General features: G+C 65.9%; 23 protein-coding genes and 1 pseudogene. 8 read left to right on the top strand and 16 right to left on the bottom strand.

Annotated features, from left to right (window positions below):
• Positions 1-12 precede the first annotated feature (12 nt).
• Positions 13-879 (bottom strand): IclR family transcriptional regulator, encoded by an 867-nt coding sequence (locus AB4061_RS14295; protein ID WP_441634759.1) that lies wholly within the window; start codon positions 877-879, stop codon positions 13-15.
• A 467-nt stretch (positions 880-1,346) separates the two neighbouring features.
• On the opposite strand from AB4061_RS14295, the gene AB4061_RS14290 reads away from it, so the two are divergent.
• From AB4061_RS14290 to AB4061_RS14270, 5 genes and pseudogenes are all read left to right on the top strand, one after another.
• The gene (locus tag AB4061_RS14290) at positions 1,347-2,543 is read left to right on the top strand and encodes an FIST signal transduction protein (RefSeq protein WP_441634757.1); all 1,197 of its coding nucleotides are present in this window, start codon (positions 1,347-1,349) and stop codon (positions 2,541-2,543) included.
• Positions 2,544-2,602: 59 nt separating this feature from the next.
• Positions 2,603-2,713, top strand: a pseudogene (locus AB4061_RS14285) (IS5/IS1182 family transposase); the annotation flags it as partial.
• Positions 2,714-2,962: 249 nt separating this feature from the next.
• On the top strand, positions 2,963-3,745 hold the full coding sequence (locus AB4061_RS14280) for a COG4705 family protein (protein ID WP_441634755.1): 783 nt from the start codon (positions 2,963-2,965) through the stop codon (positions 3,743-3,745).
• An 83-nt stretch (positions 3,746-3,828) separates the two neighbouring features.
• Entirely contained in the window at positions 3,829-4,227 is a 399-nt protein-coding gene (locus AB4061_RS14275; protein WP_441634793.1) for a hypothetical protein, read from the top strand.
• Positions 4,228-4,284: 57 nt separating this feature from the next.
• The gene (locus AB4061_RS14270) at positions 4,285-4,452 is read left to right on the top strand and encodes a hypothetical protein (RefSeq protein WP_441634753.1); all 168 of its coding nucleotides are present in this window, start codon (positions 4,285-4,287) and stop codon (positions 4,450-4,452) included.
• A gap of 17 nt (positions 4,453-4,469) precedes the next feature.
• Here AB4061_RS14270 and fumC read toward each other — a convergent pair whose 3' ends face one another.
• The 10 genes from fumC to AB4061_RS14220 all read right to left on the bottom strand — a co-directional run bounded on the left by fumC (position 4,470) and on the right by AB4061_RS14220 (position 15,062).
• The gene (fumC, locus tag AB4061_RS14265; protein WP_441634751.1) at positions 4,470-5,876 is read right to left on the bottom strand and encodes a class II fumarate hydratase; all 1,407 of its coding nucleotides are present in this window, start codon (positions 5,874-5,876) and stop codon (positions 4,470-4,472) included.
• A 419-nt stretch (positions 5,877-6,295) separates the two neighbouring features.
• On the bottom strand, positions 6,296-8,407 hold the full coding sequence (gene scpA, locus AB4061_RS14260; protein ID WP_441634749.1) for a methylmalonyl-CoA mutase: 2,112 nt from the start codon (positions 8,405-8,407) through the stop codon (positions 6,296-6,298).
• The gene (locus AB4061_RS14255; protein WP_441634747.1) at positions 8,404-9,255 is read right to left on the bottom strand and encodes a Pnap_2097 family protein; all 852 of its coding nucleotides are present in this window, start codon (positions 9,253-9,255) and stop codon (positions 8,404-8,406) included. The genes scpA and AB4061_RS14255 overlap by 4 nt, the downstream gene beginning before the upstream one ends.
• Before the next feature lies 1 nt (position 9,256).
• Entirely contained in the window at positions 9,257-10,537 is a 1,281-nt protein-coding gene (locus AB4061_RS14250) for an MSMEG_0569 family flavin-dependent oxidoreductase (RefSeq protein ID WP_441634745.1), read from the bottom strand.
• A 52-nt stretch (positions 10,538-10,589) separates the two neighbouring features.
• Positions 10,590-10,877: an MSMEG_0570 family nitrogen starvation response protein gene (locus AB4061_RS14245; protein WP_441634743.1), complete on the bottom strand. Its 288-nt coding sequence runs from the start codon at positions 10,875-10,877 to the stop codon at positions 10,590-10,592.
• A 9-nt stretch (positions 10,878-10,886) separates the two neighbouring features.
• Positions 10,887-11,897, bottom strand: coding sequence for a sll0787 family AIR synthase-like protein (locus AB4061_RS14240; protein ID WP_441634741.1), 1,011 nt, complete (start codon positions 11,895-11,897; stop codon positions 10,887-10,889).
• The gene (locus tag AB4061_RS14235) at positions 11,894-12,439 is read right to left on the bottom strand and encodes an MSMEG_0567/Sll0786 family nitrogen starvation N-acetyltransferase (RefSeq protein WP_441634739.1); all 546 of its coding nucleotides are present in this window, start codon (positions 12,437-12,439) and stop codon (positions 11,894-11,896) included. Before AB4061_RS14235 ends, AB4061_RS14240 begins: the two co-directional genes overlap by 4 nt.
• Complete coding sequence (locus tag AB4061_RS14230) at positions 12,436-13,569, bottom strand: MSMEG_0568 family radical SAM protein (protein WP_441634737.1); 1,134 nt, start codon at positions 13,567-13,569, stop codon at positions 12,436-12,438. Before AB4061_RS14230 ends, AB4061_RS14235 begins: the two co-directional genes overlap by 4 nt.
• Positions 13,520-14,536 carry a Nit6803 family nitrilase gene (locus AB4061_RS14225; protein WP_441634735.1) on the bottom strand — a complete coding sequence of 339 codons (1,017 nt, stop codon included), beginning with the start codon at positions 14,534-14,536 and terminating at the stop codon, positions 13,520-13,522. The genes AB4061_RS14230 and AB4061_RS14225 overlap by 50 nt, the downstream gene beginning before the upstream one ends.
• A 43-nt stretch (positions 14,537-14,579) precedes the next feature.
• Positions 14,580-15,062, bottom strand: coding sequence for an MSMEG_0572/Sll0783 family nitrogen starvation response protein (locus tag AB4061_RS14220; RefSeq protein ID WP_035811662.1), 483 nt, complete (start codon positions 15,060-15,062; stop codon positions 14,580-14,582).
• A 73-nt stretch (positions 15,063-15,135) separates the two neighbouring features.
• Between AB4061_RS14220 and AB4061_RS14215 the strand changes: the two genes are divergently transcribed.
• The 3 genes from AB4061_RS14215 (at position 15,136) to AB4061_RS14205 (ending at position 18,294) form a co-directional block, all read left to right on the top strand.
• Positions 15,136-15,417 (top strand): hypothetical protein, encoded by a 282-nt coding sequence (locus AB4061_RS14215; protein WP_441634733.1) that lies wholly within the window; start codon positions 15,136-15,138, stop codon positions 15,415-15,417.
• A 50-nt stretch (positions 15,418-15,467) separates the two neighbouring features.
• Positions 15,468-16,859 (top strand): aminotransferase-like domain-containing protein, encoded by a 1,392-nt coding sequence (locus tag AB4061_RS14210; RefSeq protein WP_441634731.1) that lies wholly within the window; start codon positions 15,468-15,470, stop codon positions 16,857-16,859.
• Between the two features lie 280 nt (positions 16,860-17,139).
• Positions 17,140-18,294, top strand: coding sequence for a tail fiber protein (locus tag AB4061_RS14205; RefSeq protein ID WP_441634729.1), 1,155 nt, complete (start codon positions 17,140-17,142; stop codon positions 18,292-18,294).
• 60 nt (positions 18,295-18,354) lie between these two features.
• On the opposite strand, the gene AB4061_RS14200 is transcribed toward AB4061_RS14205, so the two are convergent.
• The 5 genes from AB4061_RS14200 to AB4061_RS14180 all read right to left on the bottom strand — a co-directional run bounded on the left by AB4061_RS14200 (position 18,355) and on the right by AB4061_RS14180 (position 24,613).
• Entirely contained in the window at positions 18,355-19,185 is an 831-nt protein-coding gene (locus AB4061_RS14200) for a hypothetical protein (protein WP_441634727.1), read from the bottom strand.
• Positions 19,186-19,291: 106 nt separating this feature from the next.
• Positions 19,292-19,873: a nitrogen fixation protein NifQ gene (locus AB4061_RS14195; protein WP_441634725.1), complete on the bottom strand. Its 582-nt coding sequence runs from the start codon at positions 19,871-19,873 to the stop codon at positions 19,292-19,294.
• A gap of 403 nt (positions 19,874-20,276) precedes the next feature.
• Positions 20,277-21,221: an EAL domain-containing protein gene (locus AB4061_RS14190; protein WP_441634723.1), complete on the bottom strand. Its 945-nt coding sequence runs from the start codon at positions 21,219-21,221 to the stop codon at positions 20,277-20,279.
• A gap of 390 nt (positions 21,222-21,611) precedes the next feature.
• Positions 21,612-22,733, bottom strand: coding sequence for a hypothetical protein (locus AB4061_RS14185; protein WP_441634721.1), 1,122 nt, complete (start codon positions 22,731-22,733; stop codon positions 21,612-21,614).
• A 173-nt stretch (positions 22,734-22,906) separates the two neighbouring features.
• The gene (locus tag AB4061_RS14180; protein WP_441634719.1) at positions 22,907-24,613 is read right to left on the bottom strand and encodes a hypothetical protein; all 1,707 of its coding nucleotides are present in this window, start codon (positions 24,611-24,613) and stop codon (positions 22,907-22,909) included.
• Positions 24,614-24,774: the final 161 nt, after the last annotated feature.

Genomic DNA, 24,774 nt, shown 5'->3' with positions numbered 1-24,774 from the left:
GTGTGGCCTGCGCTATTTGCGCGTTCGGGTGGGTATCAAGGTGGGCGGAATAAATCCGCCGGAGGGTTGCAGCGCACGGGCCAGCTCGGTAGCGGCATGCACTACCGCCGGGGCCGTGGTCGATTCGAAATCTTCAAGCGAGGTATTCATGGCCGGCGCCGCCACGCTCAGGCCGGCAACCGGCACGCCGTCCACATCCAGCACCGGCGCGGCCACCACATAGAGGCCGGACACCGTTTCCTGGTCCGACAACGCATAGCCCTTGGCCCGCACGGTCTTGAGCCGCTCGAGGATGGTGTCGAGCTCGGTGAGCGTGTGGTCGGTCAGCTTCTGGCGGGGCTGGGCGTCCAGCACGCGGGCCTGCATGTCCTGCGGCAGCCACGCCAGGATGGCGTAGCCCACGGCCGTGGAATAAGCCGGCACCCGGCTGCCGATGCGGATATCCACGCCAAGCCGCGTCAGCCCGGCCTGGATCCGTTCCGCGTAAAGCACGTCCGGGCCATCCAGCACGCCGATGGAAGCGGCTTCATTGATCTCCCCCACCAGCGCGCGCAGGATCGGCCTTGCCCGCGTGCGCAGGTCGGCATGGGCGATGGCGTCAAAGCCCAGGTCCAGCACCTTCAGCGACAGCCGGAACAGCCGCGTGTCCGGCACGCGCTGCACGTAGCCGATATCCACCAGCGTATTGAGGAAACGAAAGGCCGTGGCATTGTCCAGCCCGGAGCGGCGCGCGACTTCCGCCATGGTGAGCTCGGGTTCCTGCGCCGTGAACGCTTCAAGAATGCGGAAGCCCTTCGCCAGCGACTGCACCGTGTTCTTGGATGCGTCGCCCGCGCTGCTCGCCTTCGATGCGGTCGGGACGGAGTTCTCGGTAGCCATGTCAATCTCCACTGTCAGTTCTTCGTTCTTGATGCGAACCCGGAATCGAGTTCGGATTCCGAATTTTAATTCGATGAACGGACGGAGGAAAGCCCTCGCTCTGGTTAGGTGGATATGCATCGGCATTGCTGCCGAACCCTTAAAATTCGGATTGCGAATTTTTATTCGAAATATGGGCCTAAAAAGAAGTGCCAACCAACGGCACCTGTTTTTCCTGCCCCTGCGCCCTGCAGCGCTTTTTAATTTATTCGGATAGCGAATTTGTATTCGCAATATGAAATATTCTAGGCCTCGACTTCCGGCCCTTGCAAGCTCGATTTGCTAAGGGTTTTTACTAGGCGAGCTTCCCAACGGGAAGCCGGATGCTTGCATGGTAAGGGACCAATGCGAATCCCGCCCCCTGCTGGCCTGAACACACCTTGCCGGCGGCGGTCCAACAACTTCATTGCCCGGAAGGCGGTGCGACCATGTCTGACACGACGACTTTTGTGCACGCTCACGCAGCCCATGGCGACTGGCAGGCAGCCCTGGCGGAGTGCCGGCAGCAATTTGACGCGCAGCTTGCGGCGCGTCAGGCAGCGCCGGGCGGAGCGGCCCCGCTTACGCTCGGCTGGTGCTACCTGAGCGACTATTACGCGCCGGCCGCAGAGGCCATCCTCGCCGCGCTGCAGGAAACCTGGCCGGGCGTGGCCTGGGTGGGTGCGGCTGGCGTGGGCGTCTGCGCCAGCGGGGTCGAGTACTTCGACGAGCCGGCCATGGTGCTGATGGCGGCCGCATTGCCGCCCAGCACGTTCCGGCTGTTCTCCGGGCAGCAGCCACTACCTTCGGCGTCCACCCCCTCCACCTCCTGCTTCGCGCCCCATACCGCGCTGGTCCATGCCGAGGGCAGCACGCCGGATGTCCAGGACCTGCTGCACGAGCTCAGCACGCGCACTGCCACCGGCTATCTCTTCGGCGGCCTGTCTTCGGCGCGCAATCGCACCTTGCACATGGCCAATGGCGTTTTCTCCGGCGGGCTGTCGGGTGTGTTGTTCGGCCCCGAAATCGGCCTGATCTCGCGGGTGACGCAGGGCTGCAAGCCGATCGGACCGATGCGCACCGTCACCCGCGCCGCGCATAACCTGCTGTTCGAGCTTGATGGCGAGCCAGCCCTCGACTGCGTCCTGCAAGACCTGGGGCTCGGGCGCAATGTGCCGGAAGATACCTTGGCAAGCGTGCTGTCCGCCACGCTGGTGGGCCTGAGCAAGGGCGACGACGATGCGCTCAGCGTGCCTGGCAGGTTCGGCACGGATACGCTGGTGCGCCATGTGCTTGGCGTAGACGCGCAGCATGGCGTACTGGCACTGGCGGATGTTGTGGAGGACGGCATGCGCCTGGCCTTCTGCACGCGCAACCCCGCCGCCGCGCGGGCGGACCTGATGCGCGTTGCCACAGAGATCCGGTCTGAGCTTGAGAGCGGCCACAGCGGCCGGGCACTGGGCGCGCTATACATCAGTTGTTCCGGACGGGGTGGGCCCCATTTCGGGGCGCCGCATGCGGAGTTGCAGATGGTGCGCAATGCGCTGGGCGACCTGCCGCTGGCGGGATTCTTCGCTGGCGGCGAGATCGCAAGAGACCGCCTTTACGGCTACACCGGGGTGCTGACGGTCTTCACGGGACATTGAGCCAATGCGCGCGCCCCGCCGCGCGCTTAGTCCTTGCTTAGAGCGTGTTAGGCACTTGAAGACTCGCACGCGACTATGAACGTTTGCCAGAAGCCCTGGCTGGCCTGCATTTCATCGTCTTCGCCATGCTCATGCTCGTTCATGCCGTCCCCGTATTGCAAAGTGCCTAACACCCTCTAGGCCTTTCCAGCAGGTTGCGGACCTCCACCGGCTTGCACACATTGAGCTGGAAATTGCCCTGGCTACCGGCCAAGGCCACTGCCGCAAGCCGGCTTCCCACACGGTCTTAATGCAACCTTAAGCCACGGTGACATAACCTTGCGCCACGGACTGCGTAGAGCGACCTATCCCACGCCAGCCCCCCCAACAACCAACAGGGCCAAACCGCCCCCCAGCGCATAGCACACCTGGAGCACGCCATGAACACGCTGTCCCCCCAGCCGATGCCAGCCTGGCTCAACAAAGTGCCCGAAGTCACCGTGGGCTTCTGGATCATCAAGATCCTGTCGACCACGGTCGGCGAAACCGGCGCCGATTTTCTCGCGGTCAACGCGGGGCTGGGCCAGGCCGTCACCGGCTGCGCCATGGGCGCCTTGCTGGCCATCGCACTGTTCGCGCAGGTCCGGGTGCATCGCTATGTTCCCTGGATGTACTGGCTGACCGTGGTGCTGGTCAGTGTCGTCGGCACGCAGATCACCGATGCGCTCACCGATGGCCTGGGCGTGAGCCTGTATCTGAGCACGGCCGTCTTCGCCGTCATGCTGGCGGGAATTTTCGCGTTCTGGTACCGACGCGAAGGCACGCTCTCCATCCGCACGATCTGCTCGCGCCGCCGCGAGCTCTTCTACTGGGCCGCGATTCTTTGCACCTTTGCCCTCGGCACCGCCGCGGGCGACCTGGCCACCGAAGCCCTGGGCCTGGGATTCCAGCTAGGCACCCTTGTGTTCGGCGCCCTCATTGCCCTCGCCGTGGCGGCGTTCTACTTCGGCGTCAACGCCGTTCTGACCTTCTGGATCGCCTATATCCTGACGCGCCCGCTCGGCGCCTCGCTGGGCGACCTGTTGTCCCAGGCGCAGACCTATGGCGGCCTTGGCTTTGGCGCGGCGCTGACCAGCGCAATCTTCCTGGCCGTCATCGTCGCACTGGTCGCGGTTGCCCAGCGCAACGCAAACCAGGTTTTGGGAACGGCAACGGCGCCATGAGTGACACCGATGGCAGCGCCGTTGCCCTCTTCACCGCATCCAACCCTTCCATGCAGCAGGAGACCACCATGCGCAGACTCCTTATCACCCGCCCCTTCTCCATTGGATTGCTGGCGCTCGCGGCATGGCTGCCGGGCTATGCCGTCTTCTCTTCCACGAGCCTGATCCCTGCGGCCGAAGCCGCAACCGCGTCAAAGCTGGGGGACTTGAGCCCGTTCCGCGCGATCGCGGCGGATACGGCATCGATCGTCGACAAGGGCGACCTTGCCGGCGCGAAGAAGCGCATCAAGGACCTGGAAGTTTCCTGGGACGCCGCCGAAGCGGGCCTGAAGCCGCGCGCGGCGGCCGACTGGCACGTGCTCGACAAAGCGATCGACCGTGCGTTGGAGGCGCTCAGGGCCGGCACGCCGAATGCGGCGGATTGCAAGACATCGCTGGCGAACCTGATCAGGACGATCGACCAGGTCAGCGGCAAGCAGTAAGGTGYCGATGGTGGCACGCATGCGGGATAAACGGGATAAACGGGATAAACGGGATATGTGCCCGCGGCACTGTGGTGCTCCGGCTTGCTGCTGGCCGGATTCTGGCTGGGCGGGATCGAATGGGTGCGCGGGCATATGAGCTGGCTGACCGTGGCCATCATTGCCGTTTCCCTGCTGCCGGTGGTGTTCCAGCCCCGGCGCGCCGCGGTGCGCGCCGGGAGCTAGACGTCAGGTATTGCGGCTCAATCCTTGTTCGGATGCGTCATCTCGATGGGCACGATCCAGCGCGCATATTCGTCCTCGGTGAGATAGCCCAGCGCCAGCGCGGCGGCCTTCAGCGTCAGCCCTTCCTTGTGCGCCTTCTTGGCAATGGCGGCCGCCTTGTCGTAGCCGATATGGCGGTTCAGCGCCGTCACCAGCATCAGGTTCTTGTCGAGGTTCTCCGCGATCTTCGGCAGGTTCGGCTCGATGCCGAGCGCGCAATGGTCGTTGAAGGCCAGGCAGGCGTCGGCGATCAGCTCGATGCTTTCCAGCACGTTGTGGACCATCACCGGCTTATACACGTTGAGCTGGAAATTGCCCTGGCTGCCGGCGAAGGCCACCGTGGCATCGTTGCCGAACACCTGCGCGCACACCATGGTCATGGCCTCGCACTGGGTCGGGTTGACCTTGCCGGGCATGATTGACGAGCCCGGCTCGTTCTCGGGGATGTTGAGCTCGCCGATGCCGCAGCGCGGGCCCGAGGCCAGCCAGCGCACGTCGTTGGCCATCTTCATCAGGCCGCCGGACAGCGTGCGCAGCGCTGCGGAGGTTTGCACCAGCGCGTCGTGCGCGGAGAGCGCGAAGAACTTGTTGGGCGCATCGACAAACGGATGGCCGGTCAGCGAGGCGATATAGGCCGCCGCGCGCGCGCCAAACTGCGGATGCGCGTTCAGCCCGGTGCCCACCGCCGTGCCGCCGATGGCCAGTTCCAGCAAGCCCGGCTCAGCCAGCTTGACGCCATGCAGCCCGAAATCGATCTGCGCCACCCAGGCGCTGATTTCCTGGCCAAGGGTGATGGGCGTGGCATCCTGCAGGTGGGTGCGGCCCGTCTTGACGATGTCCTGGTACGCCTGCGCCTTGGCGGCCAGGGTATCGCGCAAGGCGCCTACGGCCGGCAGCAGCTTGGTGTGGATCTGCTCGACCACGGCGATGTGCATGGCGGTGGGGAACGTGTCGTTGGAGCTTTGGCCGCGGTTCACGTGATCGTTCGAATGCACCGGCTTCTTGCTGCCGAGCTCCCCGCCGGCAATCTCGATGGCCCGGTTGGAGATCACCTCGTTGGCGTTCATGTTCGATTGCGTGCCGGACCCGGTCTGGAACACCACCAGCGGGAAGTGCTCATCCAGCTTGCCGGAGATGACCTCGTCGGCCGCCTGCACGATCAGCCGGCCGATGTCGGGCGGCAATTCGCCAAGCTCCGCATTGGCCTCGGCCGCCGCGCGCTTGAGGATGCCGAGTGCGCGGATCACCGGCCGCTGCCAGCGGAAGCGGCTCACCCCGATCGGGAAATTAATGGTGGAACGCTGCGTCTGCGCGCCCCAGTAGCGATCTGCGGGCACATCGATGGCGCCCATCGAATCGGTTTCGGAACGGAATGCTGCGGGCATGGAAGACACTCTCCAAACAAACTGCGTCAAGGATCGCCCGGTACGGGGCAACCTGGAGGCACCCATCACCGAGCCGGAATAAACGGCAGCGCCATCTTGTCCATGAACCGCCCTCGCCAGTGGCGGCCAGGGCGTGACATGCGCTGATCTTTTCAGTTGTGCGCTGTAGTACGCTGTTGTGCGCTGTAGTTGGCAGTACAGCGGGAGGACGATACGGTCTCTCCGTTTTCCTTTTGGGGGGGCAGCCCAGCCGCATGCGTTCCCGCAGCCGCTTCGCGCCAAGACGAACGATAGCCCAGGCGCCAGCCATGGGCAATGAATCCCGACGAAATGAGAGGGGTTCGCGGGTGGTGCAGCGGGCAAGGCGGGCCGGCGGGCAAAGTGGGTACGGCGGCCCCGGCCCGAGCGCAGCGCGCCCGCTAGCCGGCACTTTCCGGCTGGGCATCGGGCAARCGCGCCGTGCCCGCATGCCCCAGCAACGCGCCCGCGATCTCCATGACGATGGCCGCCATGGTGGCACCCGGCCCGAAGATCGCGCTCACGCCCTGGGCGCGCAGCCGCCGGGCGTGGCTGGCGGGAATCACGCCGCCCGCAAAGACCAACGCGCCTGGCCGGCCAGTGCGCCGGCCAGCGCGCAGGCCATCGATCAGGCGAGGCAGCAGCGCCAGGTGCGCACCCGCCAGGGACGATGCGCCCACCGCGTCGACCTGCCCGTGCAGGGCCATTGCCACGGCGTCCTGCGGTGACTGGAACAGCGGCCCCAGCGTGACCGCGAACCCGGCATCGGAGAGCGCCGCGGCCACGGCCTTGGCGCCGCGGTCATGCCCGTCCTGTCCCAGCTTGGCGATGAGGATGCGCGGCGGCCTGCCCAGGCGCGCGGCCAGCGCCTGGACCTGCGCGCGGGCCGCGTCCCAGGCCGGGCTGCCGTGCAAGGCCACGCCGTAGGCTTGCCGGGCGTAGCGAGGCGCCATCGCATGGCGCGGCCACACCCGCTCCAGCGCCTGCGTGCACTCGCCGAGGGTCGCGCGGCAGCGGATGGCGTTCATGGTCAGCGGCAGCAGGTTTTGCTCGCCGCTGCGCGCGGCGTGCGCCAGTGCGCGCAACGCCTGTGCCACGGCCGCGCCATCGCGGCTCACCTTCAGGCAGGCCAGCCGCTCGCCCTGCTGCGCCCGGACCTGCCGCCCATCGATCTCCAGGCAGGCCGGCACCTCGTCGGCTCCCTCCTGGTAGCGGTTGACGCCGACGATCACGCGCCGGCCTTCGTCGATATCGGCTTGCGTGGCCACGGCGGCGCGATGAATCCGCTCATGGACCCAGCCCGAGCCGATTGCCGCCAGCACGCCGCCGGCAGCGGCAATCTCCGCCATCACCGCGCGCACCTTTTCCGCCATTTCCGCCGTTAGCGATTCCATCATGTAGGAGCCCGCCCACGGGTCGGCCACGTCGCACACGCCCATCTCGTGCTGCAGGATCAGTTGGGTATCCCGCGCGAGCCGGGCTGAACCGGCGCTGGGCAAGGCCAGCGCCTCGTCATAGGCGTTGGTGTGCAGCGACTGCGTGCCGCCAAACACCGCGGCCATGGCTTCCACCGTGGTCCGCACGATGTTGTTGTCCGGCTGCGTGGCCGCCAGCGACCATCCCGAGGTCTGGCAGTGCGTGCGCAGCATGGTTGCCCGATGCGTGGTGGCACCCAGCTCGCGGACGATCTCGCACCACAGCAGCCGCGCGGCGCGCAGCTTGGCGATCTCGACGAAGAAATCCTTGCCCACGCCAAAGAAGAAGCTCAGGCGAGCGCAAAAATCATCCACATCCAGCCCGCGCCCGGCCATCTGCCTGACATATTCCTGCCCGTTGGCCAGCGTCAGCGCCAGTTCCAGCACCGGGTCCGCCCCGGCTTCCTGGAAGTGGTAGCCGGAGATCGACATGCCGTTGAACCGGGGCACGTGCCGCGACAGGTAAGCCACCACATCCGCGCAGATCCGCATCGACGGCCCGGGTGCGAAGATCCACGTGTTGCGGACCATGTACTCCTTGAGGATGTCGTTCTGGATCGTGCCGCTGAGCTGATCGAGCGGAACGCCGGCTTCCTCGGCGGTGACCAGGAACGCGGCCAGTACCGGCAATACGGCGCCGCTCATGGTCATGGAGACGGAGACGCGGTCCAGCGCGATGCCATCGAACAGGCGCTTCATGTCCTCGACGGAATCGATCGCCACGCCGGCCATGCCGACATCCGCCTGCGCCAGCGGATGATCGGAGTCGTAGCCACGATGGGTCGGCAGATCGAACGCGACCGACAAACCCTGCGCCCCTCGCGCCAGCGCCTGCCGGAATGCCAGGTTGGAGGCGGTGGCGTCGGCAAAGCCCGCGTACTGCCGGATGGTCCACGGCTTGCCCGCGTACATGGAGCGATGCGGCCCGCGCACGAACGGCGCCTCGCCAGGCAGGCTGCCAAGATGCCGCAGCCCGTCCAGGTCGGCGGCCGTGTAGACGGGCTTGAGCGCCAGTCCGCTATCCTCACCTGCGCTCATCGCACTCTCCAACGCTTGCGTGTCACCACATCGGCGATCTTCTCGCCGTCGCTGCCGCGCCGCACCTCGCACCAATGGGCCAGCCCGCCCTGCCCGGACTCCACCGCGGAAAACGACAGCTCCAGCGCTTCGCCAAGATTGACGTTGCCGTGGAAGAACAGGTCGCGCCCGGCAATCACCGGTGGCTCGTCGAAACGCTGCCATTGCCATTCGGCACGATCTACGATGGCCTGGAAGTTGGCGAAGTAGAGCAGGTCCGCGCCATTGAAGTCGGCATAGGGGCAAGGCAGGTACTCGGCCATGTGGCTGCCGAGGTGCCGCGCCTGCTCCAGGCCAAGGTGGGCGGGCCAGTCGCCCGCCCGCAAGCGCTTGGCCAGCGCGCCCAGCTCCGCCGCCGCAGCGGGTGGCGGCCCGTCCGCCGGCAGGTTGAAAGCGGCCCTGACCACCGAGCGATTGTCGCGCTCGCGCTCACGGCGGATAAAGGTGGATACCATCGATACCTCGGCCCGCCTGGCGCTTGGCCCGTCACCGTCACCATCGCCATCGCGCCTCAGCGCGTGCGTGCTGAAGTGGCGCGCGCCGGCCACCCGCATCAACTGCGTGTTCACCGAGAAGCCATCGTTCTCGCCAAGCGCTTCCAGCGATGCCTCCCGCAGCCGGATCGCGGTAAACGCGGCATAGGCCTTGTTGCCCTGCGCGTCCCGGAACTCCGGCAACGCCTGCCCGGACAGCGCCGCCAGCCCCCGCCAGTGCAAGTCGCCGCAAGCTTTGAGCAGCCAGTTCTCCGACAGGCCGGTATAGGACAGGTTCGGCATGCCGGCAACATAGCTTGTGCTCGCGCGGAACATGTCAGGCTGCCAGGGCTCGCGCGCCGAGCTTTTCGCTGACGATGGCCGCGAGATATTCGGCGTCGCGCGCAATGCCCGAGAAACGCCCGGAGCCCCAGGTATGCAGCCACGGCAGCCCGAGGAAGTACAGGCCGTCCTGCGCCGTCACGCCGCGCACGTGGCCGGGATAGCCGCGCCCGTTGAAGACCGGCGCCTCCAGCCAGCTGAAATCCGGGCGAAAGCCGATGCACCAGACAATGGCGCCGATGCCCGCCTGGGCCAGGTCCAGCGCCCAACGCTCCGCGCCCGGCGACCATACCGGCGCATACGTGCTGGCGGGCGGCGCGGCGATGCCGTGCTTGTCGATGAACTTGTCGATGCTGGCGTTGATGCGGTTGTAGGTGTCGTCCGCATCGTCGAGGTTGGCTTTCAGGTTCGGCGTGAAGCGCAGCTTGCCGTCATGGAAATCTTCCAGCGCGCCGAACAGTTCCATGCCTTCGGTGGCGAACTTGCGCAGGTCGATGTCGCGCCCGCCGTCGCGGCCGGTCACATAGTGATTGGTGTTGTCGCGCACGCCCTCGCGCAACGGATGCGCCTGCACCGGCATGTCGTAGTACTGCATGTCGGCCAGCCAGTCCACCACGTCACGGCCACGGTAGAAGCGCGCGCAGCGCGGCGCCTGCCCCACAGCCAGGAACACCTTGCGGCCCGCCAGGTGCAGGTCTTCGGCAATCTGCGCGCCGGACTGGCCGGAACCCACCACCAGCACCCCCCCTTCCGGCAAGGCTTGCGGGCTGCGGTACTCGGAGGACTGGATCTGCCGGATGCCGGCGGGCAGGCGCTCGGCCATGYGCGGCACGATCGGCGTGTGATAGCCGCCGGAGGCCACCACCACCTGCCCGGCGGTGAAGTCGCCCTGCGAGGTGCAGACAAGATAGCCGCCCTGCTCCTGCGGCTTCACGCGGCGGACCTCGGTATGCTCCAGCACCGGTGCCTTCACCAGGTTGATGAAACCGTCGAGGTAGGCCGTGATCTCGTCCTTCTTCATGAAACCGTGCGGGTCGTCGCCCTGGTAGGGATAGCCGGGCAAGGCGCACTGCCAGTTTGGCGTGACCAGGCAGAAGGCATCCCAGCGCTGGCTGCGCCAGGTGTGGGTGACGGTGTGCTTCTCGATAACGAGATGATCGATGCCGGCCTGCTTGAGGTAGTAGCTCATGGACAAGCCGGCCTGGCCGCCACCGACGATGATGACGCTGTAGTGCCTGGGGGAGGCGGCAAGAGTTTCGCTGCGGGTGTTAGACATGATGCGTCCTTCGTTGATTGCTGTGAGATGCGGTAAGGCTTTCGGATGCGCGCTAACGGCCGAAACCAAGCACGCGCACCATGGCATCCGGCTGCGCGCAAAAACGCGCGGCGGTTGTCTCGATTTGTTCAAGCTGGTCCATGGCAGAGGAGCAGGCATAGCCATACTTCGCCCTGACGCGCTCCGAGGCGCTGCCAAGCGCCTGCCTGGCGATCGCCAGGAACTCGGCCAGCGTGTAGTCCTGCCCCGGGACAAAGAACTCGGTGACCACCGAAGACGGGGAGTAACAGGTGGCCTCGCTCAGGTCGGGCCAACGTATGCGGAAATGAGTGACTGGCATGAAAGCGCCTCAGGCATCGATGGGGGTGGTGTCCCGCGCGGCACGCTCCGCCTGCGGGACGATGAAGGCGTCGTGCGCGAAATCCCACAGCAGTGCGCGCTCGCTGCCCGCGCCAATCGTGACCCGACGCGAGTCGTCGATGACGCCGATCTCCGCGCAGGCAATGTCCCGTGCCCTGAATCGCTCGCTCACACGCTCCGCGTCCTGCTCGCGCACGGCCAGCAGGAAGCCGTAGCTCGGAAATGCCGTGAGCCAGCGCGCCATCGGCACCCCCGCGGGCGCCGGGATGCGGTCCAGGTCGATCCGCGCGCCCACGCCGGAGCATTCCAGCAGCATCAGCGCCGTGCCCAGCGTGCCGGCCATGCTGATGTCCTTGGCGGCGGCGCACAGGCCGTCCTCGGCCAGCGCGGGCAGCAGTTCGAGATCGGCCCGCAGCCGCGCGGGCGGCGCTTCGGTTGAGGCGTTCCAGTACGGGTACGGCTCGGCAAAGGCGCCACGCAAATCGACCGCCATCAGCAGCCGGTCACCCGGGCGCGCCGCGAAGCTCGATAGCAGGCGCCGCGCCCGCCCGACGATGGCCACCGCAAGCTGGGCATGATCGCTGCGGGCATTGCTGTGTCCGCCAACGATCGGCACGCCATACGCCGCCGAGGCTGCCGCCATGCCCTTGAGCACTTCGGCGGCGTCGGCCACGCCGTTGCTCCAGATGGCGTCCACCACCGCCAGCGGGCGGCCGCCCATGGCATAGATATCGCTGACGTTGACCATCACCGCGCTATAGCCCGCGAACCACGGCCTGGCATCGATGAAATCCCGGACCATGCCTTCGATGGCAAACAGCAGGTAGCCGTCATGATCCGCGATGGCAGCGCAATCGTCGCCCACCGCCACCGCCTGGCCGAGATCGCGCATGCCGCCCGGCAGCGCATTGCCCAGCGACGACAGCACGCCGGCGATATCGGTCTTGTGGCCAAAGCCGCGGCTGGCGCGCAGGCTTTGCACAATCTGCGCGACGTTCATGTGCCGCTCCTGCCCAGTGTCGACAAGCCAACGCGCGGCGTCAGGCACGCCGGGTAATGGCCCAGGTCCGCCTGCATCAGGTGGTGCGGGCGGCCAAGCAGCGTTTCCTCGGCCAGCACGTCCCAATGCAAGCGGCGGAACAGCGGCACATTCTGGCTCTGCACATGCGCGAGGAATCGCGTGCAGCCCAGCCCGTTCGCGCTGCTCACCGCCAGCTTGATCAGCGTCGCGCCGATCTTGCCGTGGCTGCGGTACGTGGCATGCACCGCCAGCCGGGAGCCAAACCACACGCCGGGCTCGGTTTCGTGGATGCGCACGGTGCCGACCACCCTCTCGGGCGCATCCGCCTCGCACTTCACCGCCACCAGCAACTGCGCGGTGTCGTCGATCGCGTCGCGGTCGTCGCCAGCAAAGATGCCCTGCTCATGGCAGAACACGGCCCGGCGCAGCGCCATGGCCTCGTCCGCCTCCCACTGCGCCCCGGCCCAGCGGATGCGGAACGCCGTGGCCGCGGGCACTTCCACACAGAGATCGTCGTTCATGCCGCCACCTCTTCATACGACGACAGCGAGGAGCACGCGCCGCACTTGCCGCAGCCCGCCTTGATATCCGCCGAGCGCATGCCCGCCGCGCTAGTCATCGCGCCGAGCGGCTTGAGGATGGCCTTCATGAATTCAGGCGGCGGCGCGGGATGGTCCTCCAGCGGCGTGCCGGTGATGGGCACGAAAGGCACCACGAAGGGGTAGACGCCAAGCTCGACCAGTTCCTTCGAGATCGACAGGATGGTCTCGACGCTATCGCCGAGGCCGGCGAGGATATAGGTGCTCACCTGCCCCCGGCCGAACACGGCAACCGCGGCCTTGAAGGCATCCATATAGCGGCTGATCGGCACGGCCGCCTTGCCCGGCATGATCCGCTCGCGCAGGGCGGGCGTGATCACTTCCAGGTGCATGCCCAGCGTATCGATGCCGGCGGCTCTCATGCGCTCGAACCAGCGGTCGTCGTCGGGCGGCTCGCATTGCGCCTGGATGGGCAAGTCCACCGCGGCCTTGATGGCAAAGGCGCTCTCGCAAAGCATGGCGGCGCCGCGGTCCGGCGTGGGCGGCGTGCCGGTGGTCAGCACCATATGCTTGACACCGTCCAGCAGCACGGCGGCGCGCGCCACTTCAGCCAGTTGCTCCGGCGTCTTGCGCGCAATGGTGCGCCCCGCCGCCAGCGATTGCCCGATCGCGCAGAACTTGCAGGTCTTGCGCCGGCTCTCGTAGCGGATGCAGGTTTGCAGCACCGTGGTGGCCAGCACGTCCGCACTGTGCAGCGTGGCGATGTGCGAGTACGGCACGCCCTCCATCGTCTGCAGCGCATAGAAACGCGGCGCTTTCGGAAAGCTGATGTTCGCAATCGGGATGGTGCCGCGCAGCAGCGCGCTGCTGCCCTTGCCATCCGGCGGCGATGCCACGTACGGCGAATGCCAGGCGGTATTGGTATGCACCGGCACCATGATGGTCACGCCATCGACGGTCACCGCCTTGTGGTCGGACGGGCCCGCGCCGCCGCGCCGGCTGGCGGCGCCCGCCGCCGGGTCCAGCAGGCGCAGCCCGACCGATTGCAGCTCGGCCCTAAGCTCAGTTACCGACAACCGGCTCGAGGCCGGCGTCATCTCGCTGGAGTTCATGGTGGGTGCTCCCGTGGTAGTTGGAAAATGCGCTGGCCATGGGCGATGCGGTCGCCGCCGGCCGGTCGTTGATGGCAAGGCTGAGCAATTCAGGCCGGGCGTAGTGCCCCACCGAATCCATCATTCGCTTGCGCTTGGTGATCAGCGACATATCCAGGTCGGCGATCACCATGCCCTCGCCCTCGCGCAGCGGCGGCGCCAGGTGCTGGCCCTCCGGCGACACGATGGCGGTGTTGCAGCCGCCGCGCAGCGCCTTTTGCAAGGCGGGCTCGGTGGTCACCGAGGCGATCTGCTCGTCGGTCAGCCAGCCGGTGGCGTTCACCACGAAGCAGCCGGACTCCAGCGCGTGATGGCGGATGGTGACTTCGATCTGATCGGCAAAGATAGGGCCCACCAGCGAGCCGGGAAACTGGCTGCAGTGGATTTCCTCGTGCTGGGTCATCAGCGCGTAGCGGGCCAGCGGGTTGTAGTGCTCCCAGCAAGCCAGCGCGCCCACGCGGCCGATGGCGGTTTCGGCCACCTTCAGGCCCGCTGCGTCGCCCTGGCCCCAGATCATCCGTTCATGAAACGTCGGCGTGATCTTGCGGCGCTTGAGCACCAGGCGGCCGTCGGTATCGAAGATGAGCTGCGTGTTGTAAAGACTGCCGTGGTCGCGCTCGTTGACGCCGAGCACCACCACCATGGCGTGCCGGCGCGCGCGCTCGGACACGGCATGGGTGACGGGGCCGGGCACCACCACCGCCTGCTCGTACAGCCGCATATGGTCGCTGCCGGATTGCACGGGCGGCCGTACGAAGGAGAAGTACGGGTAGTACGGCAGGAAGGTTTCCGGAAAGACGATCAGCTGCACGCCCTCCCGTGCGGCGCGGTCGATGGCCTCGCAGACTTTGCCGAGGGTGCCTTCGCCGTGCTCGAGGTCCGGAGAGATCTGGACCGCGGCCGCGCGCACAATGCGTTTCTGTGACATGGTGATGCCCGCCCTTTCTTTTCAGCGTTAGTGCGTTGAACCGTTAAACCGTCCAGGTATCCAGGATCAGCGCGTTCTCTTTGCGGTGGATCAGCTTCAGGTCCAGCACATCGAGCGGGCTGATCGGGCGGATGCCTTCGATCAGCGACGCTTCGCCATGGCCATACAGCGCTTGCAGCGCAAAGCGGCAGGCGTAGACCTTGCCGCCCTCTTCCATGAACTTGGTGATCTGCTTGTTGAAGTTGAGATGGCCGGCGAAGGCCTCGTCGCCCAGCGTGGGAAAGCCGCGCTGCAGGCCAAGCGTCACGCCCGGGCCGTACAGCAGGATGGAGGTCTCGAAGCCCTTGCGTTGCAGGCGCGTGGCCTGCAGCAGGTTGACGAAGCCGATCGAGCCTTCGAAGGCCACGGTGTGGAAGGTAACCAGCGCCTTCTCGCCCGGTTCCGCCTTGACGTCCTCGAATACCTTCTCTTCGTAGTCGACCAGGAAATCGCCTTTCTTGTGGGCCGGTTTGTTCACTGCGGGCATGTTGCACTCCATAGGGTTGGTGGATCTGTCGATCGATCGGCGCTGGGCCGACACCAGACCTTGAGCATGGGACATGCCATCTGCCACGCCCATCCATGCGATCAATGACCGATCAAGCAGCGAATCGCTCATTGATCGCATCGCTGATTTTCCGGATGGCGGCATGGGCGGGAAACGCTTGTGCGCTAGCCGCTACCGGCCCGCTATGGGCCTTTTGCGGCCATGCACTGCGGTGGAACGCGCCAGCCCGGGAAACACGCCCGGAAGCGGTGCAATCCGGCAATATCGCACCATCATTGCGCAAACAAAAATGCGATCATTTCAATCGCAAAAAACGATCATTGTGATAGCCTGATGCCTCGGATAAAGCCGCACCAGACAACCTCGAACACCAGGAGCCCACCCTTGCCCGGACTTGCCAGCCACTGGCTCAAACGCCTTGGCGAGAGCGCCAAACCCGCTTACCTGATGATCCCCGACCTGATCGAGGAAGACCTGGCAAGCGGCCGCTTGCAAGCGCGCGACCGCCTGCCGGCGCTGCGCGACCTGGCCGAAGCGCTGCAGCTCAACTACACCACCGTGGCCCGCGCCTACGCGGAAGCCCGCAAGCGCGGGCTGATCGACGCCAAGGCCGGCAGCGGCACCTTTGTGCGCGGGCGCGCGCCGGCCCTGCCGCTGCGCGCGGGCACGGGTGCCGAAATGACCATGAATAACCCGCCCGAGCCGCCGGCGCTGACCGTGAGGCTGCGCGAGTCGGCAGCGCGCCTGATGAGCACGACGGATCCCTACGACCTGCTGCGCTACCAGGATTTCGGCGGCACGCCGGCGGATCGCGCGGTCGCGGTGGGCTGGCTCAAACGCTATGTGCCCGCCTGCCGCGCGGATACCGTGCTGATCTGCCCGGGGATGCACAGCGCGCTGGTGGCGCTGGTGTCGCTGCTGGCCCGGCCCGGGCAGACGATCTGCCTGGATACGCTGGCCTACCCCGGCATCAAGGCCATCGCCACGCAGCTCGGCGTGCAGCTGCAGGCCCTGCCCAGCGATGAGGAAGGCCCCCTCGGCCCGGCCTTCGAAACACTCTGCAAGACGCAAAAGCCAAGCGCGCTGTACTGCAATCCCACGCTGCAGAACCCCAGCACCAAAACCATGCCCCAGGGACGGCGCGAAATCCTGGCGGATATCGCCCTGCGCTACAGCGTGCCGATCATCGAGGACGATGCCTACGGCATGCTGCCGCAGCGCACGCCGGATGCCATGGCCACGCTCGCGCCGGAACTCACCTACTACGTCACCGGCTTGTCGAAATGCTTTGGCGCCGGATTGCGCATTGCCTTTATCCACGGCCCCACCGCGCGCCAGACCCAGCGGCTGGCAGGCACGCTGCGCGCCACCACCGTCATGGCAAGCCCGTTCAATACGCTGCTGGCCACGTCATGGATCAAGGACGGCACGGCCGAAGACATGCTCAAGGCCATCCGCGCCGAATGCGTGGCCCGCCAGCTCCTGGCCCGCGACGTGCTGGCGGGGCGGCCATACGATGCCGACCCCGAAGGCTTCCATCTCTGGCTGCCGGTTCCACCGGACAGCGGCTGGCGCCCTTCCGAGCTGGCGCTGCATCTGCGCTCGCGCGGCATCGGCGTGGTCTCGAGCGCGGCGTTCTCCACCGATGGCAATCCCCCGGATGCCATCCGGATCTGCCTGGGCGGACCGGGCGAGCGCGACGAGGTAGAGGAATCGCTGCAGATCGTGGCGGATACGCTGGACGATCCGCACCATCTGCATTCGRCCATGCTGTAGCGGGCTACTGCGCCTTCGTTCTGCCGGCGCTTAGCCGGCTTCGTTGGGTTTTGGCAACGACATGCGAGCCGGCCGGCGAAACCGCAGATGACTTTGCCGTCTCGCGGACAACCGTCGATAAAATACGGCCCGCTGCGCCCGGCAGGCGCTTCCATTCCGTTTCGTTTCATTTAACTACATATAAAAAGTGCACCTCGGCATCGGCCGAGACGTGTGCAAGCGGACAACTGTTTATGGGAAATCAAGGGAAATCATGATGCAAACAAAAATACAAACAAAAATGCGGGCTCTCTATCTGTCCATGGCCGCGGCCTCGCTGCTGAACGCATGCGGTGGCGGCGGCAGCGATACCACGCAATCGTCCGGCAGCGCGCCGATAACGGTGGCACCGGCAGCCTCGATCTCCGGCGTTGCCGCCACCGGCGCACCCATTGCCAACGCCACCGTGGCACTGAAATGCGTGGCTGGCACGGCCTCCGTCACCACCTCGGCCACCGGCGCCTGGTCGGTCACCACCGCCGGCCTGGTGCTGCCATGCGCGGCGCGCGTGACCGGCCCGAACGGCGTGCTGCACACGCTGATCCTCGGCCCGGGCGTGACCAACATCACGCCGATCACCGAGCTGGTGGTGGCCAGCGCCACCGAGAACCCGGACACCGAAGCCTTCTTCAACACGTTCTCCGCCACCTCGGCCGGCGCGGCAAGCAACCGTCTGCCCACTGCCCTGACCTTGACCAAGCAGCGCCTGGCCAACCTGGGCGTGACGGTGGACACGCTGAACCTGCTCAACCAGGTGTTCCAGCCACAAGCCGGCGACGCCTATGACGACAAGCTCGAAGCGCTGATCGTGCGGCTGAAGGCCAACAACGCCACGCTGGTCACGGTGGCGCAGGAACTGGCCAGGGGCGATGTGGGCCCGGCCGGGGCAACGGGCGCGACCGGCGCCACGGGTGCGGCAGGCCCCACCGGCGCTACCGGCGCGATGGGGGCCACCGGAGCTACGGGGGCAGCCGGCGCGCAGGGCCCGCAAGGTGTCGACGGGAACAATGGCGCCACGGGCGCTACCGGCGCGACTGGAGCTACTGGCGCCACCGGTGCGCAAGGCGTGACGGGGCCGACGGGCGCGACCGGCGCCACAGGCCCCATCAACCCGGGGCTGGGACAAAACACCGGAATCGCGGCAGGCGGCGCCAGCGGCTCCGATTGCACGCTAGGCAGCGTGTGGCTAACCGCCGCGATGTTCGGGCGAGGCCTGCCGGCCGATGGCCGGCTGCTGCTCGTCACGCAATACACGCAGCTGTTCTCGCTGCTGGGGACTAATTTCGGCGGCGACGGACGGACCACGTTCGGGTTGCCCAACCTTTCGTCCGTCACGCCCAACGGCCTGACGTACATGATCTGCACGGACGGCACCATCTTCCCCAACCGGATCTAAGCAGCCGGAGGCCGGGGACACAAGAAGCCGGCCTCCTTCCCGCTCAAGCCTCGGACGCGTTCACTGCCCGGGCCGCGCCGAGCGCGGCTCCGCAGGCACCGGCGCAAGGCTGCGCGCGATCACCAGTTGCTGGCTATCCCCGCTCGCCAGTGCCAGGTCCCGGAGCTTTCTCCGGATACGCGCCTGGAAATCCGGATCAAGCCCCGCCTTGCCGGCTTCATAGAGGCCGAGCATCTGCCGGAACACCAGCGCCGGCGCAACGTCGGCCGGCAGCGCGCCGATCACCTCCGCCTCCCGCTTGCACCAGGCGAAATCCGCTGCGCCCAGATCCGTACCGCCCACCGTCATAGTTAGCGTGCGCACCTGGCGGCTCTGCGCAAAGTGCGTACCACCGCGGCTATTCGTCATGCCGCAGAACAGATAGCTGCCCTCGACGTCCAGCACATACGTCATCTTCGGCACCGGCGCGCCATCGGCGCCACCCGTTGTGGAGAATACCCGGCCAAAATCGCCCTCCCCCACGATGGCGTCGAGAATCCATTGCGACTGCGCATGACGCCCGGGCAGGCGCACCTTCACGGTACGGCCTTTCCGGTCGGTAATACCGAAGACCACGCTGGCCTTATCCCCCGGGCCAACCGGTATGCCGGCGATCTGGTGCTCAGGCAAGGCCAGCCGATAGCGCGCTTGCGGCATTGGCGCTCCGGTGACCGCATCGCGCAGCACAAACTGATGCCGGTATGGGCCTTCGCCGACCGTTCCGGGGCCGCGGTATTCGCGGGCCTGGGAGATGCCGGGCAGCGCCAATGCCGCCAGCAGGATGACGCTGCGCAGGATAGGGGTTGTTCTGGCCTTTGCCACCATTGCCACCATTGCCACCATTGCCACCATTGCCACTCATATTGGATTGAATTCGCCCACAATCAGCGATTTTGCTGTTTATGGCGATTTTCAAGCGACGGATTCTACGCCAGCCAGGCCGCTGGCGCGTGGCTGCCTAGCGCCAGCTGATCACCGACTCGGTGCCGTGGCAGCTAGCGTAGTTGTCGCATCCGGCGCAGGCCGGTTCGGGACACGGGTGCAGGTCCATCTGCCGGCATAGCGCGTGGTAGAAGAACTTCTTCCACTTCATGTCTGTGGTGTTGGCCGCGTAGAGCGAGGGGAAGTACGCCTGCAGCAAGCGCGACACGTCATGCCGGCCCGACAGGCCCATGTCGTGCCAGAGATGGGAGCCGCCAAAGCAGCCGCTGGCCAGCGCGTGGGCGGCCCAGCGCGTTTCGGGGCAATCGGGGCGATCGGGATCGCCCGACGCGATCAGCATCTGCACCAGGTCGGGAAACTCGCAAGGCAACGCGGCGGCATCGACCGGCGCCGACTCCGGCGCCCACCCCGCCGCCCTGGCACCAGGAAAGCAGTGATCCAGCATCTGCCAGAACTCGGGCTCGGCAAGCCCAAGCCACTGCGCAAACCTGGGCAGCCTGGCAGCGTTGGCGCTCTCCAGCACGCCCGCCAGGGCACGGCAAGCCGGCTCCCCGGGAGAGAGCGAAAACGCATCTAGGATCAGCAACGACTGGTTCACGGGCAATGCCTTGTGGAGCTGGGCCGGCAAAAAAAAAGAGGTTCATCCGGCTTTCGTGTGGGTCGATGCATCGCTGGGCGAAATCCAGCGCTGCCGTGGCTCCCCTCTCCCACAAGTGGGAGAGGGGAGCAAACCCGCGCGTTGCTTCCCGCCACTTGCATCCGCGTGCAGTACCCACATGAAAGTCCGAAGAACCAAAAAAGAGGGGGAAATGCCCTGCCAGACGGCGGCATCCTGGCCGCTCGCGAAAGCCCGATGACCGAAATATATCGAGGTATATAACGGTAGTCAAACGCAGGCCGGGGCAGATCGGGGCAGGCTAACCTCTTCCGGCCAAGGGATAGCCAGCGGCGGCGCCCTTGGGCAAGGCGGCGCAAACCACACCCGCCGGGCGTGGCATGGGCTAAAGCTGGAGCCGCTCGAAGGGCATCGGGGGAGAAATGGCATACCCCTGCAGCAAATCCGCGCCGAGCGACCGTGCCAGCACCACGTCGTCCGGGCTCTCCACGCCTTCGGCCACCGTCTGCAGCTCCAGCGAGCGCGCCAGCGCCATCGAGGAGACGAACAGCCGCCGGGCGCGCTCGGCATGGCGTGCGCGGTGCAGCAGGATCTTGTCCACCTTGACCTGCTTGAACGGCAGCAGGCCAAGGGCTTGCAGCGAGGCATAGCCCGAGCCGAAATCGTCCTGGGAGATCACCATGCCGCGGGCGGAAAGCGCGCTGAGGTTTTCCAGCAAGCGCGCCTCGCTGCCGTGGGAAACGCGGGTCTGCTCGGTCAGCTCCAGCACGAGGCGGGCAATATCCAGCCCATGGGAAATGCTTGCGCGCACGAATCCCTGGACGAAGCCGGCCGCCGCCGCCGTCCTCGGGTTGACGTTCAGCGAGAACCGCCCTGTGTATTGCGGAAACCGCGTGCGCACCCGGCTGCATGCGCCAAGGAAATGATCCAGCAGCAGTGTCTCCACGCCATGGCTGGTGATGCTGCCGACAAACTTGTCCGGGGCATGGTGCCGCCCCTTGTCAGACCAGCGCGCCAGCACCTCCAGCCCGACGATGCCGCCGTGCTGCGCGCTGATCTGCGGCTGGAACACCGGGTAGATATGCCCGAACTCGATCGCACCGATCAGGTCCCCCCGGGTAAGCGAGAGCAGCTCCTCGTGATCCAGGCCGCGCTCGGTGGCATCCACGCCCTCCGGCCCGCCTGAAGGCCACGCCATCCTCTGGCGCAGCCGCGCCAAGCGCGCGGCCGCCGGATCGGGGTAGCCACTGCCGGTGCCGGCACTGGCCCCGTCCGGATGCGGGACCCATGTGCAGGGAGACGCCGTGCCACTGAAAAACGCGTAATGCAATCTAAGCTCCTGGAAGGCATCTGAAATGACGGCAAACCCAAAGGAGCGCCCCACGCCACGGCCAATCCGCACATATGCAACACATAAGCAGGCGCATATGCAGACACAGCCCTATTCTTCCAGTGCCCGCATGGCCGCGGACCAAGCAGGTTCCCCTCCGAAGGAGGACCACCTACCAAGGCAGGGTACTGACGCAATACAAGCCGTAAGACAATTCGACTCAGCAAGACTGACCCCTTGCTGAACCGTTCAAGGGGTGTAGGAGCACCCTGCGCCTACACCCTTTTTTTTCTGCCACGGTTTCTCCGCACCTGGATCCAGGTGCAGCCTCCCGCCCAAGCCCGTATTGCCCCGATCCCCGCCTTAAAATCCCCGCTTTAAATCCCCGCTTTAAAATCCCGAAAAGCGAATACCGATCGAGCCATAGCCGTAATAGCGATCGAGCTTGCCCGCGGTAGCAGCGTTATAGAGAAACGGGATCGTGCCAACGAAGTTGTACAGCGATGCCTGCCCACGCAGGAACACCTCGACATTCTTCACCACCGCATACGACAGCTCCATCCCCAGCGTATGGTTTGACTTGATCGGGGAATAGCCGTAAGCACTCGTGCGGCTATCGACGTTGCTGCGCAACAGGTACTGGAACTGGTAGCCCAGCCGCGCGCTGAAGTTCTCGTACTTCCAGCGCCAGGAGCCACCCAGGTTCAAAAAGCCGGCCGTGTAGTTGAAATCGTCGTTGATGTTCAGGCCGTACTGGCTGGCGTCCGTTGAAAAAGACGCCGACTGCAAGTTGGTGTTGCCCACGCGGCAAGGCGCGGCCAGGTTGCCGTTGGCAATATTGTCCGAGCCAATGCTCACATTGAAATTGCACCCGCCCTGCTGCAGCCGCGTATTGATGTTGCCGATTGTCACTCGGCTCACGCCCAGGCCAATAAACCCGGTGAGCTTGTTGCGCTCGGTAAGGTCGCCAGAAAAAATCACATCGGCCTGGCCCTGGATGTCGTTGGCGTCCTTGACCGTGACGGTGTTGAACGTGGCATTCCTGACCTTGAGCGCGGACGAGCGGGTCAGGCTGCCGGCGCGGTCGCCCCAAAGGGAGAAGCGCAGCATGATGCGGTCCCGCGCGCCAGGCTCGGCCAGCGGGTCATAGTGCAAGGCCAGCATCCAGCTATCGATCTGGTTGTTGTCCTGCCCGTAGTCGATGCCGCGGCGCCAGTACGTGGCCGATCCCGACCAGTTCGGCGAGAACTTGTAGCCCAGCATCAGCTTGCCGCCACGATAGTCGCCGGCATTGTCCGGCACGGCGCCCTGGCCCTCTCGCAGGTTAAAGACGTCCACGGTCTTGTTGACCATGTCATAGCTGGCCTCCACGCGGAATGACGTGAACTCGCCCGTAGCGGGCTCAGCCTGCAGAAACACATCGTCGGGGGCCGCATGGGCAACGCCGACGCAAGACAAACCCAGCATCAAGGCACCGGCATGGCGGAGCCGGCGCGTGCGATACAACAGCATAAGGAGACTCCGAGGCCAGGGGCGGACCTCATCCGTGGCGTCAGCCAGTTCGTGGTCCGGCCGACTGCACACAAAAAGAAGCCGGTCACCCGTCACAAGCACCAGAAGGCGCACATGACGGATGACCGGGCAGGCCCTCCCCTGACCATGGAGAGGGCTTCACGACGCACCGATCAGGGGTTCAGCGTGACCGAGGTCGTGATGCCGTTGCCGCTAACCGTGGACTTTTCGGTCTGCACCGTCCGCGCCAGCGTCTTCTGCGGGCTGCTGCTGACCAGCGTAGCGACGTTCACCGCCTTGCCGCCCTGGCCCGCCACCGCGAACGTCACGGGGAAGGTGCTGGGCGCCTTGGGCGTAATGGCATCGATCTGCGCCGCGTTCAGCGCGCTTGCGCTCTTCAGCTTGGCCAGGAAGACCGAGAAAGGCAGGCTCAGGGCACCGCCGCCGGCATACAGATTGTCCGCGACCGCGTTGGTCAGGCTCCCCTGGGCGGAAATGCTCCCGCCCGAGGCGACGCGGAACGAGTATGTGGTGTTGGCAGGCACTTGCGCGCCCGTCAGCACACCGCTGCTAAACGTGAGCGCAACCTTTTCGATGATGACATCGACCTGGCTGCCGTTATACGTATAGCTCAAACCCGCACGGACTTCAGCTGCGCCATCGCCAAACGGCTTGCCGACTTGCGAGGTCGCGACGGTGATGCTGCTCAAGGCACCGCCGCCCGTGACGGTCACGGCATCAAAGTTCGTGAACGGCTGGCCGTTGATGGTCATGCTGGCCAACTGGATGAAGTCGGTCGGCTTGACGGCGTTGACCACGTCGGTGATGGCGCCGCTGTTGACGTTGCCGCCTAGGCTGCTTGCCGCGTTCTGGATTGCCGTGGCGTTGCCGGTAGACACGGCAGCGCCGAGCGCAGCCAGGCTGGTCGTCAGCGTCGGGTCAGCCAGCGCGGCCGGCGTTACCGCCGCCACCAGCACATTGCTCGTCGTGGACTTGGCGCTGTCGGTCACCGCATTGACCGAACCGCTTTGCTGCAAGGCAGCCAGCGTGGCGGCGGGGCTATCGCCCAGCACGATGGTGCCCAGCGCGGTGTTCACGTTCGACACCTGGGTAGCCACAACCGGGCCGGCCAGCGCGGCGACGTTGGCCGCCACCGCGGCAATGTTGGCCTGGACGCTGGCAGGGAAACCTGCCTTGGCGTTCTGCACGGCCGAGTTGATCACCGACGTGACCAGCGTGCCGCTGGTCAGGTTAGCGGTACCGGTGGCGTTGTTCACCGCGCTAGCCACGGCACTGGCCGCTGCCGCCGCGGCCGCTTCCGCCGTCAACGTGCCGCCCGTGGCCTTCGACAAGCCTGCCAGCGTCTTCGCCACCTGGTCCACCAGTTGCTGCACCAGCACGGCCGCCTTGAGCACCGCAGCGTCCTGCATCGGGTCCAGCGCGATGAGGTCCTTGCCTTGCAGGCCCAGCTTGGTCGCCAGCGCGGCGGCCTGGGTTGCGCCCAGCTGCGCAACCAGCGTCGTCAGCGGCGTGATCACCGGGGTCTGGCCGGCCTTGTAGGCCACTGCCGGTGCCTGCAGCACGCCGGTGAACGGCTGGTTGGTACCAATGTCGGTACCGCCGGTCACCTTGAGTGCGCTGGTGGAGCAACCATCCGGGAACGTGAAGTCCCCGTTCGCCTTGGTCGTAGTGGTCTTGTTGCTGCAATCGAGGAACGTCACCGTAGCCTGTGACAGGTAGAAGTCGACGGCCTTGCCTTGCACGGTGACCGATGGCGTCGGGGTCGGCGTCGAGTCCGAGCCTCCCCCGCAAGCCACGAGTGCCGCTGCCGCGGAAGCCATCATGCCGAGGGTAAAGATATTCCTGATATTGGTTTGCACTCTTCTCACTCCTGAATCGATACGTCGATTTGTCAATGCGTTAATGCGTCGATACGTCGATAGGTCAATGGGTCACTAGGTTGTCTATGGATCCTGACCACGCCTTGGCAGCGCACCGCATGCGGTGCCCTTCGCTGCCCTGGCTCGTCGCATCTCATGGA

The organism is Cupriavidus sp. YAF13 (assembly GCF_052113425.1).
Classification (GTDB): domain Bacteria; phylum Pseudomonadota; class Gammaproteobacteria; order Burkholderiales; family Burkholderiaceae; genus Cupriavidus.
This window is presented reverse-complemented; position numbering and strand designations above follow the sequence as displayed.